Below are 13,762 nucleotides of genomic sequence, written 5' to 3'. Positions count from 1 at the left end.
GCTGAGATTGGCGGGTGAACGGTGCAAGCCGCCGGGCGTCTTCGTTGTTTTCTTCGTCGGACTAGGTGGTGCAGACTCGACGCATGTTACCCCACCTCCGTCATTTTCTTTGCGCCGGAGCCATGGTAGGCTCGGCCATGCTTTCCAGCGCACACGAACAGACCATTCAGGAACGGTTGGGGTATCCGGCGGAGGCCAAGTTACTCATCATCCACGGCGACGACATCGGCATGTCGCATGCGCACAATGCGGCGACGTTTGCAGCGATGGAAAAAGGCGTGGTGACCTCGGCGAGCGTGATGATGCCCACGCCCTGGGTGCTGGAAGTGGTGGACTACGCCAAAGCTCACCCGGAGGCGGATATCGGGGTGCACCTTACGCTCACCTCGGAGTGGAAATACTACAAATCCGGACCTATGGCGGGCAAAGACACGGTGCCGAGCCTCGTGACTCCGGAAGGCGTATTTCATGACAATGTGCCCGACTACGCGGCGGCAGCGGCGCTGGATGAAATTGAAAAGGAAGTGCGTATCCAGATCGACCACGCGCTCGAACTCGGCATCGATGTGACGCACCTCGATGGTCACATGGGCGTGATGACGGCGAGGGATGACATCAAAGCCTTGTTTCTTAAATTGGGCCATGAGTATCAGTTGCCCCTGCGGGTTCACAGCCACGCTGGCGAGTCGGTGTCGGACGCGGACCTGAAGGCCCTGTTCGACAATTATGAGGCGGGGTTAACCTCGATCCACGGCGCGCCGACCTCCGCCTATCCGGCGGGGATGGCCGACCACTATGACCGTGTGTTGCGCGAGCTGAAACCGGGGCTCAACATGATCGTATTGCACGTCGCGTTCGATGGCCCGGAGATGCAGGCGATCACGGTCGATCACCCCTTCTGGGGCGCGCAGTGGCGGCAAATCGATTACGACTGGGCCACGGCACCGGAGACGAAGCGCATCATCGACGAGGAGGGCATCATCCTCATCGATCATCGCGAAGTGCGGGACAAGCTCTTCAGCCCGCACGCCGATCACTGAGACTCGGATCTTGGCCGGATCAGTCCTTGGTAACCAAATACGACCAACTCTCAAGCTCGCCGGCCGCGCCGTAGGGCTGGATATCCACGATGCGACCGCCGGCTTGTTCCAATAAGTTGGAGGCTTCGGCGCGAGGCACGGCGTTCATGGTCATGGTGGGATCGATGGTAGCCGCGCGCCGGAAGTAACGTCTGATGCGCATCCACATCGTCGGGGGATACCACGAGAAGCGCCAACGTTTGTCGGGTTCGGTGGTGACGAGTTGGAAGAATACCGCCCCGCCCGGGCGGCACACGCGCAGGAATTCGCGGAGGTAGCCGCGCTGCAAACTCGCGGGGATGTGCTGCAGCGTGATGACGCTGTAAACGAAATCAAAGCTGTGGTCGGCAAACTGCCGCAGGTGGCCGGCCGGATTATGCACGTAGGTCACGCGCTCACCGTGTCGATTGTGCTGGTTGGCCTGTTCGATCATGGCGGCGGCGACATCGAGTCCGGTCACGCGGTCGAAATGGGGGGCGAGGGCTTGGCTGAGGCGACCCACGCCACAGCCGAAATCGAGCGCGTCGCGTTTGGCCAAAGTCGGCAATTGCGTGCTGAGATACGCCATGTCGGCGTCCACCGTGGCGCGGCCGGTGGCGAAAAATTCGTCCACTTGCCAACGGTTGCGGTCCTTGGCGGGATCGGTCAGCACGGCCCACATCGCATCTTCGCGGGCGAGTTTTTCCCAGACTGTCTTCGTGTGCCAGAGCCGCATGATTCGATAAAAGCGCTTCAGCGTTCATTGATCACCGAGCAACACAAGTCTTGCTTCCCGGAGCTTGCACCCCGGTCCGTCCGCTCGTGGGCTGGAGTCATGAGTTCACCGCACGTGTTTCGAAGCCTCGGGTCCTGGCGAACTGTTCTGACTGCGGCGGTGGCCCTGATGTTTTTTCTCACCGCATGTGGACGCACCGAGCGCATGGTCGATACGGGCGTGCGCGAAGGCGTGCTGCATCTGGGCAATGGCGCCGAGCCGCCGGATCTTGATCCGCACGTGGTGACGGGCGTGCCGGAGTTTCACATCATCGACGCGTTGTTCGAAGGCCTGGTGAGCATCAACCCGGAGACGCGCCAACCGGCACCGGGGGTGGCGGAGCGGTGGGAGGTTTCCGCGGACGGCACGGTCTATACGTTTCACTTTTGGCCGGGGCTGAAGTGGTCCGATGGCACGGCGCTGACGGCTGCCGATTTCGTGCGCACCTACGAGCGGATCATGAATCCGGCGTTGGGTTCTGAATACACCTACTTGTTTGAAATTCTCGAAGGCGGACCGGCCTACATTACCGGTGAGTCGACGGATTTTTCCACGGTGGGAGTGATCGCGCACGATGCGCGCACCTTGGAGATTCGCCTGCGGCATCCGGTGCCGTATTTCCTGTCGTTGCTGACCTACACCTGTTGGCGGCCGTTGCCGATTCATGTGATTGAGCGTTTCGACGGTTTGCGTCGGCGAGGCACGGAATGGACGCGCGAGGGCAATCTGGTGGGCAACGGCTCCTTCCGTCTCAAGACTTGGTCGCAGAACCGCGTCATCGTGGTCGAGCGCAACCCTTACTATTGGGATGCGGCCACGGTTTCGCTCAACGCGATCCATTTCCACCCGGTTGAGAGTGTCGACACGGAGGAGCGCATGTTTCGCAGCGGACAGTTGCACAAAACCAACGACATTCCCTCGGCCAAGATGCCGACCTATGCAGAGATGGCCGATTCGCCGCTGCGGGTGGATCCGCAGCTCGGCACGTATTACTATCGGATGAATGTCACGCGGCCGCCGCTTGATGATGCCCGGGTGCGGTTGGCGATGTCGTTGGCGATCGACCGCGAAGCCATTGTGACTCACGTGACGCGCCGCGGCGAAACGGCGGCCGGCAGTTTTTCGCCACCCGGCATGGGTGGGTTTGTGCCCGCCAAAACGGTGGCGTTTGATCCCGACAAAGCGCGCGCGTTGTTGGCCGAGGCGGGTTATCCGAACGGGGTGGGGTTTCCCGGGGCGGAGCTGCTCTACAATACCTCGGAAAATCACCGTGCGGTGGCCGAAGCGATTCAGCAGATGTGGCGGCGTGAACTCGGCATCGACGTGCAGTTGTTCAATCAGGAGTGGAAAGTCTATTTGGATTCCATGACGAATCTCGACTACGGGCTCGCGCGGTCGGGTTGGGTCGCGGTCTACGATGATGCCAACCAGTTTGTGGAGATCATGACCACGGGTAACCCGAACAACCGCACCGGCTGGGGCGACCCCGCCTACGATCGGTTACACGCGGCATCGATGGCGGAGCAGAACCCGGCCAAACGCGCTGCGATGATTCAGCAACTTGACGCGATGTTGATTGAGGGCGGTCCGATTGCGCCGGTCTATCACTACACCCGGGCGTATTTGTTGGACCCGCGCGTCAAGGGCTGGTGGCCCAATCCGTTGGACAAACATCCTTACAAACACGTGCGGTTGGTGGACGCGCCGTAGAGCGGGACTGTTAAACCGCAACGGCGCGCTCGGCGAGCGGGCCCTACCTTTGCGCGCTACGGTTGCGCGGCAGCGGCGTGAAACGCGCGGTGGCGTTGTCGCAGCACAACGAGGGTGATCGCGTAAACGCCGACGATGATGGCGGAGATGGCGGCTGTTCGGTATTCAGGGATCAAATACCAGGCTACGACAATCAGCGCTGTGCGCGTGATACCGTGAAACAGACCGACCCAGTGGCGCACGATGATGGAAAACGGAATCCACATCAACCCGGTCAGGATACCGACGGTCAGCGGAAGGGAACTGCGGTCGATAAAGAAAAACGGGATGGCGATGGCGTAGACCAGGCAGGCCATGAAAACGCAGGAAAGAAAGATCCGGTCGAAGAAGTTGCCCGGTCGTTTCTTCCCCAACAGGTCTTCGCCGGTGATCTTGGCCAGCCCGAGCGCGAGGTAAAATATGGAGCCGGTCGCGATGAAAATGACCAAGTTCGCGAAGTGAGGCGGCAGCACCAGAGAAGCGATCCCGATAATGCTCCATGCCATGGTGCCGGCGATCGGCATGGTGTTGAAACGCGAGGCAGCGAACTGCTGCCACTGGACTTCGAGGGAAAGCGCTGAGGTGGGGTTATACATTGTAAGGTAAAGCGAGAGATCGGGTTGCGGCGGTGATCCTCGCGGCGCAGCCCCAACCGTCAATCCGCCCGGGATGAACGGGCGAACGGCTCCATCAATGCAATGGCGACCGGATCGAACGGGCCGCGTCAGGCGCTGCGTTCGGCGACGGCGGTGCGGTAGGCTGAGTCGGCCGCTTCCGGGGAGGACGCGCTGACCTGCAGGTTGCGCAGCAGGCCATCCTTGAGGCTGTAGATCCAACCGTGAATGGTCAGCGGTTGGTCCCGGCTCCAGGCATCGCGCACGACCGTGGTCTGACAAACGTTGAGCACCTGTTCCAAGACGTTGAGTTCACAAAGCCGGTCGGTGCGTTCGCCTTCTCCAGGGAGGCTGCACATGCAGGTGTGGTGTTTGTCTTTTACGTCCTGCACATGACGCAGCCAATTGTCGGCCAGCCCGACGCGATCGCAGCGAACCGCGGCCCGCACGCCGCCGCAGCCGTAGTGACCGACCACCATGATGTGGCGCACCTTGAGCACATCGACGGCGAATTGGATCACCGACAGGCAGTTTAGATCGGAATGCGCGACGACGTTGGCGATGTTGCGATGCACGAAGACCTCTCCGGGCATCAGTCCGATGATCTCATTGGCGGGCACGCGACTGTCGGAGCAGCCGATCCACAGGTAGTCGGGATTCTGCTGGTGGGAGAGTTTGCTGAAAAACTCCGGGTCTTCGCTCGTAATGGCGTCGGCCCAGTTGCGGTTTTGTTCAAACAGGTGGGAGAGGGTGTCCATGCTGGTCGGGAGTTTTACCATCGGCGCGAGCGCGCCAAGTAAAAGCGGCGGTGGTGGGGAAGGTCGCCAGCGCGAGCGAGTTCGCGGCCTACGGTGAAGCTAGGTTGGGTTTGCGCCCTACAGGTCGATTTCCTCGCCGAGGGCGGGGAGGGTGGCTTCGATGCCGAACTTCTGGTTCACGATTCCGCGCAGTGTTTCCCGGGCGATGTCTTCCCCGTGGGTCAGCACGAGTCGGGGCTGGTCGGAGGCGAGCGTGGCAAACCAGCGCAACAAATCGGCTTGGTCGGCGTGGGCGCTGAATCCGCCCATGGTGTGGACCTGCGCGCGCACGGCGATTTTTTCGCCGTGAATTTTGACGTGAGGTTCGCCGTTGACGAGCCGCCGACCGAGCGTGCCGTTGCCCTGATAGCCGACGATCAGCACATGCGTGTCGGGTTTCCACAGGTTCTGTTTGAGGTGGTGCAGAATCCGACCCGCGTTGCACATGCCGGCTCCCGCGAGAATGGCGCACGGACCGCCGACATGGTTGAGCGCTTTCGATTCGTCGGCCGTGATCGTGGGTTTGAAGAAACCGCCACTGATAGGAAACAATCCCGCATCGCGGTGGGCTTGCATCTCGTCGTCGAACAACTCGGGATGTTCGCGGTAAACCTCGGTGGCTTTGATCGCCATGGGGCTGTCGAGGAAGATGGGAAATGTCTCGACCTTGCGCTCATGAAACATGACCGCGAGATGGTAGATGATCTGTTGGGAGCGGCCGACCGCAAAGGTCGGCACGAGGATCTTGCCTCGGGCCTCGGCCACCTTTTTCACGATGGCCTCAAACTCAGCCACGGTCTTGTCATACGGCTGGTGGTTGTGATCGCCGTAGGTGGATTCCATGATCACGAGATCCGCGCAGCACATGCTTTCGAAGTCGCGCAACATGGGACGATTCGCCGGTCCCAGATCTCCGGAAAATACGACCGATTTGGTCACGCCGGCGTCGGTTATCTCCAGCTCGATGCTGGTCGAACCCAGCATGTGACCGGCCTCGAAATAGCGCGCCCGAATGCCGGGAGCGACCTCTACAAATTCGTGCAGCGTCACCTCACGAGCGAGGTTGCGGACCGGTTCGACGTGATCGGGTTCGTAGAGTGGTTCGATCGGATCTTCGCCGGCGCGCTGACGCTTCCGGTTGGTGCGCTCGTTGTCGCTGAGCTGGATACGCGCGGAGTCCTCGAGGATGATCATCATCAGTTCCTTCGTGGCGGGAGTAAGGAAGATCGGGCCGGTGTAGCCGTGTTTCACGAGCACGGGCAAACGACCGGTGTGGTCCAGATGGGCGTGCGTCACCACGATGGCGTCGAGCTGGGCAATGCCTTCGACGGGCAGGGCTCGGTTGAGATCCTCGGCTTCGCGCGAGCCCTGGAACATGCCGCAGTCCACGAGAATGCGAGCTTGGCTGGTGGAAACGAGATAACAAGAGCCAGTGACCTGGCCACCGGCGGCACCGAGGACTTTGATTTTCATGGGCGAAACAAGGAGGGGTTAAGACCCGACGATGACCGCCCCGGATCGCCGGAACAAGCTTATCACGGTGAGGCAGGCTTCGCCGTTTCTCCCGGCCGGTAAGGCGCCGAGCTCCGGATCGCCGTGTTGATCACATCGACCGCAGCCAAAGGCGGGCGAGATGGGAACTGCGACGGATCAGGCGCGGAAGTGACGCTGCAGCTCGGCGTAGATGTGTTCCGGGCTGGCGTCGTAGAGGAAGCTGAAGTCCTGCGCAATGTGCAGCAATTCCCGGTCGGCGGAAGTGCGGTGAGCGTGTTCACTCCCGGCGGATGCAGAGGGCGCGACATTAAAAAACCTGCCGTTGGCGTGGCAGGTTTCGGCGGTATGGACGGCTTCGGCGACGATCTCGCTCAGCAGCGGAGTAGCGGTCTCCGGGGAGTGATGCGGTGTATGATAATAGACCATGACGAAAAGCGGACGTTTGAGTTGGTGGTTGAGACCGCCAACCCGAGGGAAGGTTCACGGTCGCTGATGATCACTCAGCACAATCGTCTCCAAATCGGGATTACTTTAGGATGCCGCAAGCGAACGTTCACCGCCCGACAACCGCCGCAGGCGCGCCTTCGGTCATTCGCGGGTGGCAGGAAGGCATGCGGCCGGAATCCATCCTTCGTGCAGGCCATTGTGCGTCACGACAAGGCACCAGTTGCCGATCGTCTCGGCGACGTGAACCTGATCACCGACGACCACGTCGAGTTCGGCGGCGTCGTAGTCGCGTTGTGCGGTGGCTTGTTGGGTGGATTCGTCGATCTCGAACCATGCCGTCGGAAAATACCCGGGCACGCCTCCGGCGTCGTTGCCACTGAACCAACCGGGATTGTCCGGGTCGTGCCGACGAAGGGTCACGACGCTTTCCGCTTCCACGTGAGGGGTGACGGCAAAGGACGCCGCGTGGGCCTCGATCACCGCCAAATCAGGACCGGTGGTCGGTGCGCCGACGCGGAGGCGCTTGGTCATCTTGAAGCGAGTGAAGGTCTCGCCGAAGCGCTCGACGCGTTCGATCTCCATCACGCGATAGCCGAGCTTTTTGAACACGGGGCGACTCAGGTAACTCGCTTCGGTGCGCAGCAAAGGCGCGCAGAGATCGCGGGCGATGGCTTCCAATTTTTCGTGCAACAACATCGCCAAACCGCGGCGCGCATAAGCTCCCCGCGTGTAGAGAAAGTCGAGATGATCGGGCTGCACATAGACGGCGAAGGCGGCAATCTGGCCCTCGACTTCGGCCACCCAGGTATGACCGGCCGTCAGGCGGCGGCGAAATTCCGTGGGCTCGGCGGTCGGCCAGCTCGCCCACGCGGTGACTTGCGCGGCGGTATAAGCGGTCGGACCAAGCGTCTGCACGGCGTCGATGTAGATTGCCGCCAATTCGGGCAAGTCGTCCGGCGTCGCGACCCGAAGCAACGGCGTGCTCATCGGCGGGGCATTTCGTCGAGGTAACCTTCGTCCCACGCAATCCCCGCGAACACGCCATCAAGCCGTGGGTCTTCGGTCTTATAATAGCGGCGCTTCGCGAACGCGTAACTGCGTTCCATCAGATGACCGGGTTTTCCCAGATTGTAGGCGATCTCGTTCCAGGCGGCGATGCGGGCGGGTGAACTGGCGGGCCGTTGAGCAAACCACGCGGCGAAGGCGTCGTCATCGTCGTTGGCGGCGGCGACGGCGGGCAGCACCTCTTCGAGCGAAAGTTCAAAGTGGGCGAAAAAGGTTCCGTCGGTCGCGAGTTTATGGCCGAAGAAGGGCTCGAAGTCGGGGCCCAGTTTGCCTGCCAGATGGAGGCGTGCTTTATCGAAAAAACGGGCAAGCCACATGCAGCCGGCAAGTTCGTCCCAAGGGCGGCGAAGTTTCATGGCGAAAGGGGTTTAAGGTAGTGGACGACGCGTTCGGTCTCGCGAAATCCGAGGCGGGTGTGGGCGGCCTGACTGGATACGTTGGCCAGTTCGGTGTCGCTGGCCAGTTCCGCGAAACCTTGGGTTCGGGCCCATGCGGCCACGAAATCGATCAACGCCCGGCCGACGCCGCGACCACGCCAGGCCGACTCGACAAACCAACCCTCGAGATACGGCACGGGACTCGCCGCAGTGCCCGTCACGTGTTCGTGCCGGATGGTCGTTTCGGCAAATCCCACGGCGTGATCATGCGCGTCGAGGGCGAGCGCCACGAGCCCGGGAGATTGGCGATAGAGGGCAATCTCCTCGGCGTGACGCGCCGGCGGACACTCCGGCCAGAGGGCGTGGCGCAGCCGCGCCCAGACGTCGTCGTCGGCGGGCGTGGCCGCTCGTATCCGGTAATCGGATGCGTCAGGCATCAGGTATCGAACAGGCGGTCACCGAAGTCGCCGAGTCCCGGCAGAATGTAGCTGTTGTCATCAAGCTCGCGATCCACGGCCGCAGTGATGATGGGCACGTCGGGGTGAGCGGCCTTGACCGTTTCGATGCCCTCGGGGGCGCTCACGATGGTGACGAGACGGATGTCCGTGGCCCCGGCGGCCTTGAGCTTGTCGAGCGCCATGACGGCGGAACCGCCGGTGGCGAGCATGGGGTCGACGCACAGGACGCGGCGACTGGTGACGTCGGGCAGCTTGTTGTAGTAGGCGCTGGGTTCCGCGGTCTCGTGGTCGCGTTCGAGGCCGAGATAGCCGACACTGACGGAAGGAAAAAGATCGGTGAACGGCTGGAGCATGCCCAGTCCGGCGCGCAGAATCGGCACGACGGCGAGGCCTTCGCCGAGCACGGAGGCGTCCATGGTTTCCAGGGGCGTGTCGATCGTTTCGACATCGGTCGGCAGGTCCTTGGTCGCTTCGAGGGCGAGCATTAAACCGATCTTGTAACTCAACGCCCGAAACTCTGCCGCCGGGGTGTTTTTATCGCGCAGCTTGGTGAGAACGTGAGAGGCGAGGGGGTGGTGAAGTAGTTCGGGCATGGCGGGATGGCGGGTTGAGGGTGGACGCGTCCGGGATGAGCTTGGGGACGCGATGGTCAGATCAAATTACGGAGGGTTTTACGTTCGAGAATCTTGGCGAGTTCGGCCCGCAGTTCCTTTTTCTTGCCCTTGAGACCGGGCATGAGAGCCAGCCAGGAGTAGACGTCGGGTCGGAGTTCCTTGGGCATCGCGGGCGGGAGTTTGATCACCCGATTGAGGGCCCGCACGACCTCGGTGGCAAGGCGGTCGCAAATGATGGAGGCGGTCGCGGAGGCGTGCTGACCGGCGAGGCGGGTGATGTCGTCGGGTGCCTTGCGCAGACGCGATTGTTGCAGCTTGCGGTAGTCGATGAGACTGGCGGCGCGCACGACTTCGGTGCGCGGATAAAAGCTGGCCATCAAGTTCCACGGATCGTGCCGGACGCTACCTTGATCGCCGGCGGCGCGCAGGTCAGTGCGTAGGATCACGGTCGGAATGTCGGCAAATTTCGCCATCATGAATTCCACCACCGTGCCGCTATCGAGCTCGGTTCCATCGAAGTTGAAAATGGCGAGATCGGCCTCGAACAGCGCCATGATATCCTGATCGCGAATTACGTGCGGATTGAGACCGCGCAACTCGAAATCCTGCGGCAAATGGCAGAGGAATTTGCCGTGCGATTTTTCGTAAATCGCCTCGGCCATATAGGCATTGCCGATGAGGTGCTTGAGGTCGAACAGCTCCCCGCCGAAGTAGACGGAGTAGCTTTTGGCGGCGGGCTTGAGTTTGGCTTTCACGCGAGGTCGAAGGGACGGCGGGTTGGGGACGTCCATCCCACCCCAAACGCGGGCGCGGCGCAACCGGGATTTCGGGAAGATGGCGGTGGGTTTGGCTGGGAACGTCGAGCTCCAGCTCGGCCATGCTGACGGGACCGAGCTGGAGCTCGGCGTTCCCAGCAGAGGCGATTCAGGGCGTGAGCGTGAGCGTGTGCTCGGGCTCTCCCGGCAGCAGGGGCACGGGCACGTTTTGGGCCCATGCGGTGTGACCGGCGCGGTAGTAGACGGAGAGCGGGTTGCCACTTTGGCCACCGGGTAGGTGAAGCAGGCCCTCATCTTCGTGGCCGGGCGAAACCGCCATGCGCAGGGAGGCACCGTGGCTGGGCCGTTGCACGAACGGCATCCGGGAATCCCCCGACTGACGCAAGTGAGGCATGTTGAGCCAACCGGCGAACGGTTCGGGCACCATCTCTCCAAACGGGTGGTTCATGTCGAGGCGGTTGGTGTCGCCCCAGGTCGTGCGGTCGAACGGCTGACCGGTTTCGTCGGCTTGCGCGATCACGCGATCAACGGCGGCGAGGCGAAGCGCGTCCCAGTTGAGGTAATCGGCGGTGATCAGGTGCGCGGGTTCGTCGCGGTGCAGCGCCCACAGCGCCGCTTCATAACGGAAACGCCAGTAGCGGAAATCCGGCGCGACGCGCGTGCACAGCGAGAAGATCGGGTCGAGCGTGAGACGCGTGACTTGGCCCCGCCAGTCGCGGAGGAGGCGATAGGCGACGGAGTTGGCGCCGGCGGTGCCGTCCCATGTCTTCACGATTTCGAGGAACTTCGCCCGGTCGCCGGAAGCTCCGGTGCGTTCGAAGGTCGCCAGCAACAGGTCGCGCCAGCGCAGCATCCAATCGGCGTGGGGGTCGGTTTGAATGGCGGCGAGGTCGGCCGGCGCGGCGGCGGCGGTGAGCGCTTCGAGGCCGCGGGCGAGCTGGGCGCCGCGTTCGGGATCGTCGTAGCCGGAGTCGCCCAATCGAGCGAGGGCGTCGCCGCCGATGGCGCGATTGTTGCCGTCCCAGAGCGCTTGGCCGGGCGCGGCGCGGATCACGGGAGTCTCGGCGGAGTCGAGGTAGCCGCTCCAGCCGCGGTCGCCGTAGGTCCACGAAACGGGGAAACGACCGTCGTAGCCGAAGCGTTGCGGGATGCGGCCGGTGATCGTCCAAGCGGCGGCTCCCGCAGAATCGGCAACCAGAAGATTAAGACTGGGCAACCCGGCGCGATGGGCGGCGTTGACGGCGGCTTCGACGTCGCGCGCCTGTTGCAGGTCGAGCATTCCGAGGTTCACCGCCGCCGGATCGTGGAAGACCCATTTGAAGGCGAGGGATTTGCCTCGCAGGGTTTTGCCCACGATCGGACCGTAGACCGTCCAGGTGCTTTCGACCGTTTCGGTGTCACCGTTTTTGAGGGTGATGGTGTCGACGTGTTCTTCGAACTCGAGAGATTCGGTGCCGCGAAGATAGAGGATTTCCGGGGCGACCGGGTTGAGGTCGACGGCCACGAGATCGCCGGTATCGATCATGGCGTTGGTGAAACTCCAGGCGATGTGGCCGTTGCTGCCGATGGCGATGCCGGGAGTGCCGGGCATGCTCGCGCCGGTGATGCGTTGGGGTGAACCGGCGGCGTCGGTCCAGTTGAGTTGCGCGCGATACCAAATGTTGGGCACGCGCAGGCCGAGGTGCGGATCGCCGGCTAGCAGTGCGGCTCCGTTGGTGGTGCGATCGCCGGGCAGGGCCATGGCGTTGGAGCCGATGGGCAGGCGGTCGGGTCGGGCGGCGATGTCCTCGGGTTCGGCGATCGATGAAACCCCGCGCAAGTCGATGACCTCTTCGCTCGGCGGGGGCGGCAATGGGGCCGTGCTGCCGTCGATGGCGCGATCGTCGGGACCGACGATGGGATTGAAGAAATCGACGGCGCGCGTGCCCATGACGTCGCGCAGGACCGTGAGATCTTGTTCGTAGCTGCCGGTCGAGTTTTGCAGGTCGAGCACCATGGAGTAGAGCACGAGCATGCAATCCTCCGGGGCCCACGGTTGCGGCTCCGTGCGGGCGACGGCGTATTCCCACGGCGCGGCGCTGAGCGAGGCGAGCCCGGCGTTTACCCCGGTGGTGTAGGCCGCAATCAAAGCGCGATTGGTTGGGGACTCCTGTTCGAGGGCGGTTCGGGCCTTGGCTCGAAACCGGTGCACCACGGTCGTGCGATCCGACCACAGGGCCACTTCGCCAAACAAGCCGGACAACTCTCCGGCAGCCCGGCGGCGGAGGAGATCCATTTGGAAAAAACGATCCTGCCCGTGAGCGAACCCGAGCGCACGCATGGCGTCTACGCGGTTGTCGGCGTGAATCACGGCGGTGCCCATGGCGTCGCGGGCGAGGGTCGCCGGAGCGGATAAGCCGGCGAGCGGGAGTTCGCCATCGAGCGGAGGCAGACTCGATTTTACCTGTGACCACATCCACGCGAATGCACCGACGAGGATCAGCGCGAGTGCGCACAGGATCAGGCCAAACCAACGAATAATACGGGCGACTTTCATGAGCGCGGAGATCGTCGCCGTATTCGCTCGCGATGTCGAGGCGGGGTCAGCGCGGGCGCAGGCGGCTCAGCACCTGCGCCACGATGGCGGCCGGAGAATTCGCCACGTCGCACCAGATCGCTTCGTCTGGTGAGGGGGGCTCGAGGGTCGCGAGTTGCGAGTCGAGCAGTGACGCCGGCATATAGTGACCTTCGCGACTTCCCATCCGTGCGGCGAGCAGTGCAGGGGTGCCGTGGAGAAACACGAAGGAGACGGGCGTGGCGGGCTGAAGGCGGCGGCGGTAGTCGGACTTGAGGGCGGAGCAGGCCAGCACGAGACCGCGTTGTTCGCGTTGGTGGGTGGTCAGCAGTTCGCGCAGGTGATCGAGCCAGGGGCCGCGGTCGACATCGTTGAGGGGGGTGCCGGCGCGCATTTTTTCCACGTTCTCCGGCGGGTGGAAATTATCCGCGTCGGCGTAGGCCCAACCGAGAGCGGCGGCGAGTTGCTCGCCGACGGTGGACTTGCCGGTGCCGCACACCCCCATCACGACGAGGGCTCCAGGGGGGACGGAAGAAAGCGAGTCAGGCATCGGGACCACCGATAGGGCGACCTTCGTCGATCTCAATCAAATCGAAGAACGTTTCGATGCCACGACCCTCGAGACCCTGCTCGGCCACCCGGGCGCGCAAAAAGGCGGAGCGATCGTCGCGCCAAGCCAGTTTTTGCAGAAAACGGCTCCAGATCATGCAGTCATTATCACTGCGATCGCCGCCGGTGGCGAAAGCCCACGCCAGGACATCCGTATCGGTGCCGCCGTCGAGCACGCGCGCCCGCAGTGCAGCGTAGTCGATGCGCAGAAACGTGCAGGCGCGGGCGTCGAGACCTTTCCCGAGCGCGGCTTGGTAGTCGGCGGGAAGCTCGCCGCGCGCGTGCAGGCGGATTTTGTCAAACATACGGCCGACGTAAACGAGACGATCGACGGTGGCGTGGGGGCTGCGAAGGCCGGGTATTGCAGGCATATGG

15 protein-coding genes are annotated in these 13,762 nt (G+C 62.8%); 2 read left to right on the top strand and 13 right to left on the bottom strand.

Annotation, left to right across the window (positions count from 1 at the left end):
- Positions 1-83 precede the first annotated feature (83 nt).
- The gene (locus tag PXH66_RS15585) at positions 84-1,040 is read left to right on the top strand and encodes a polysaccharide deacetylase family protein (protein WP_330930463.1); all 957 of its coding nucleotides are present in this window, start codon (positions 84-86) and stop codon (positions 1,038-1,040) included.
- 19 nt (positions 1,041-1,059) lie between these two features.
- Here PXH66_RS15585 and PXH66_RS15580 read toward each other — a convergent pair whose 3' ends face one another.
- The gene (locus PXH66_RS15580) at positions 1,060-1,794 is read right to left on the bottom strand and encodes a class I SAM-dependent methyltransferase (protein ID WP_330930462.1); all 735 of its coding nucleotides are present in this window, start codon (positions 1,792-1,794) and stop codon (positions 1,060-1,062) included.
- A gap of 99 nt (positions 1,795-1,893) precedes the next feature.
- On the opposite strand from PXH66_RS15580, the gene PXH66_RS15575 reads away from it, so the two are divergent.
- Complete coding sequence (locus tag PXH66_RS15575) at positions 1,894-3,543, top strand: peptide ABC transporter substrate-binding protein (RefSeq protein ID WP_330930461.1); 1,650 nt, start codon at positions 1,894-1,896, stop codon at positions 3,541-3,543.
- Between the two features lie 56 nt (positions 3,544-3,599).
- On the opposite strand, the gene PXH66_RS15570 is transcribed toward PXH66_RS15575, so the two are convergent.
- The 12 genes from PXH66_RS15570 to PXH66_RS15515 all read right to left on the bottom strand — a co-directional run bounded on the left by PXH66_RS15570 (position 3,600) and on the right by PXH66_RS15515 (position 13,758).
- Positions 3,600-4,178 (bottom strand): DUF7010 family protein, encoded by a 579-nt coding sequence (locus PXH66_RS15570; RefSeq protein ID WP_330930460.1) that lies wholly within the window; start codon positions 4,176-4,178, stop codon positions 3,600-3,602.
- Positions 4,179-4,306: 128 nt separating this feature from the next.
- Complete coding sequence (gene can / locus PXH66_RS15565; protein WP_330930459.1) at positions 4,307-4,954, bottom strand: carbonate dehydratase; 648 nt, start codon at positions 4,952-4,954, stop codon at positions 4,307-4,309.
- 117 nt (positions 4,955-5,071) lie between these two features.
- Positions 5,072-6,466: an MBL fold metallo-hydrolase gene (locus tag PXH66_RS15560; protein WP_330930458.1), complete on the bottom strand. Its 1,395-nt coding sequence runs from the start codon at positions 6,464-6,466 to the stop codon at positions 5,072-5,074.
- Between the two features lie 177 nt (positions 6,467-6,643).
- Entirely contained in the window at positions 6,644-6,913 is a 270-nt protein-coding gene (locus PXH66_RS15555) for a hypothetical protein (RefSeq protein WP_330930457.1), read from the bottom strand.
- Positions 6,914-7,075: 162 nt separating this feature from the next.
- Positions 7,076-7,921, bottom strand: coding sequence for a GNAT family N-acetyltransferase (locus PXH66_RS15550; protein WP_330930456.1), 846 nt, complete (start codon positions 7,919-7,921; stop codon positions 7,076-7,078).
- Positions 7,918-8,355 carry a DUF5069 domain-containing protein gene (locus PXH66_RS15545; protein ID WP_330930455.1) on the bottom strand — a complete coding sequence of 146 codons (438 nt, stop codon included), beginning with the start codon at positions 8,353-8,355 and terminating at the stop codon, positions 7,918-7,920. Before PXH66_RS15545 ends, PXH66_RS15550 begins: the two co-directional genes overlap by 4 nt.
- Positions 8,352-8,813, bottom strand: a complete 462-nt coding sequence (locus PXH66_RS15540; protein ID WP_330930454.1) for a GNAT family N-acetyltransferase — start codon at positions 8,811-8,813, stop codon at positions 8,352-8,354. Before PXH66_RS15540 ends, PXH66_RS15545 begins: the two co-directional genes overlap by 4 nt.
- Positions 8,813-9,427 carry a uracil phosphoribosyltransferase gene (gene upp / locus PXH66_RS15535; RefSeq protein WP_330930453.1) on the bottom strand — a complete coding sequence of 205 codons (615 nt, stop codon included), beginning with the start codon at positions 9,425-9,427 and terminating at the stop codon, positions 8,813-8,815. The genes PXH66_RS15540 and upp overlap by 1 nt, the downstream gene beginning before the upstream one ends.
- Before the next feature lie 56 nt (positions 9,428-9,483).
- Positions 9,484-10,203, bottom strand: coding sequence for a nucleoside 2-deoxyribosyltransferase (locus PXH66_RS15530; protein WP_330930452.1), 720 nt, complete (start codon positions 10,201-10,203; stop codon positions 9,484-9,486).
- 169 nt (positions 10,204-10,372) lie between these two features.
- Positions 10,373-12,760: a penicillin acylase family protein gene (locus tag PXH66_RS15525; RefSeq protein WP_330930451.1), complete on the bottom strand. Its 2,388-nt coding sequence runs from the start codon at positions 12,758-12,760 to the stop codon at positions 10,373-10,375.
- A 46-nt stretch (positions 12,761-12,806) separates the two neighbouring features.
- The gene (locus PXH66_RS15520; protein ID WP_330930450.1) at positions 12,807-13,328 is read right to left on the bottom strand and encodes a gluconokinase; all 522 of its coding nucleotides are present in this window, start codon (positions 13,326-13,328) and stop codon (positions 12,807-12,809) included.
- A complete protein-coding gene (locus PXH66_RS15515) occupies positions 13,321-13,758 on the bottom strand; it encodes a DUF5069 domain-containing protein (protein WP_330930449.1) in 438 nt (145 codons plus the stop codon). Before PXH66_RS15515 ends, PXH66_RS15520 begins: the two co-directional genes overlap by 8 nt.
- Between the last annotated feature and the right edge of the window lie 4 nt (positions 13,759-13,762).

The organism is Synoicihabitans lomoniglobus (assembly GCF_029023725.1).
GTDB lineage: Bacteria > Verrucomicrobiota > Verrucomicrobiia > Opitutales > Opitutaceae > Actomonas > Actomonas lomonigloba.
Note: the sequence above shows the minus strand (reverse complement) of the source record. Positions and strands in the feature narration are given on the sequence as shown.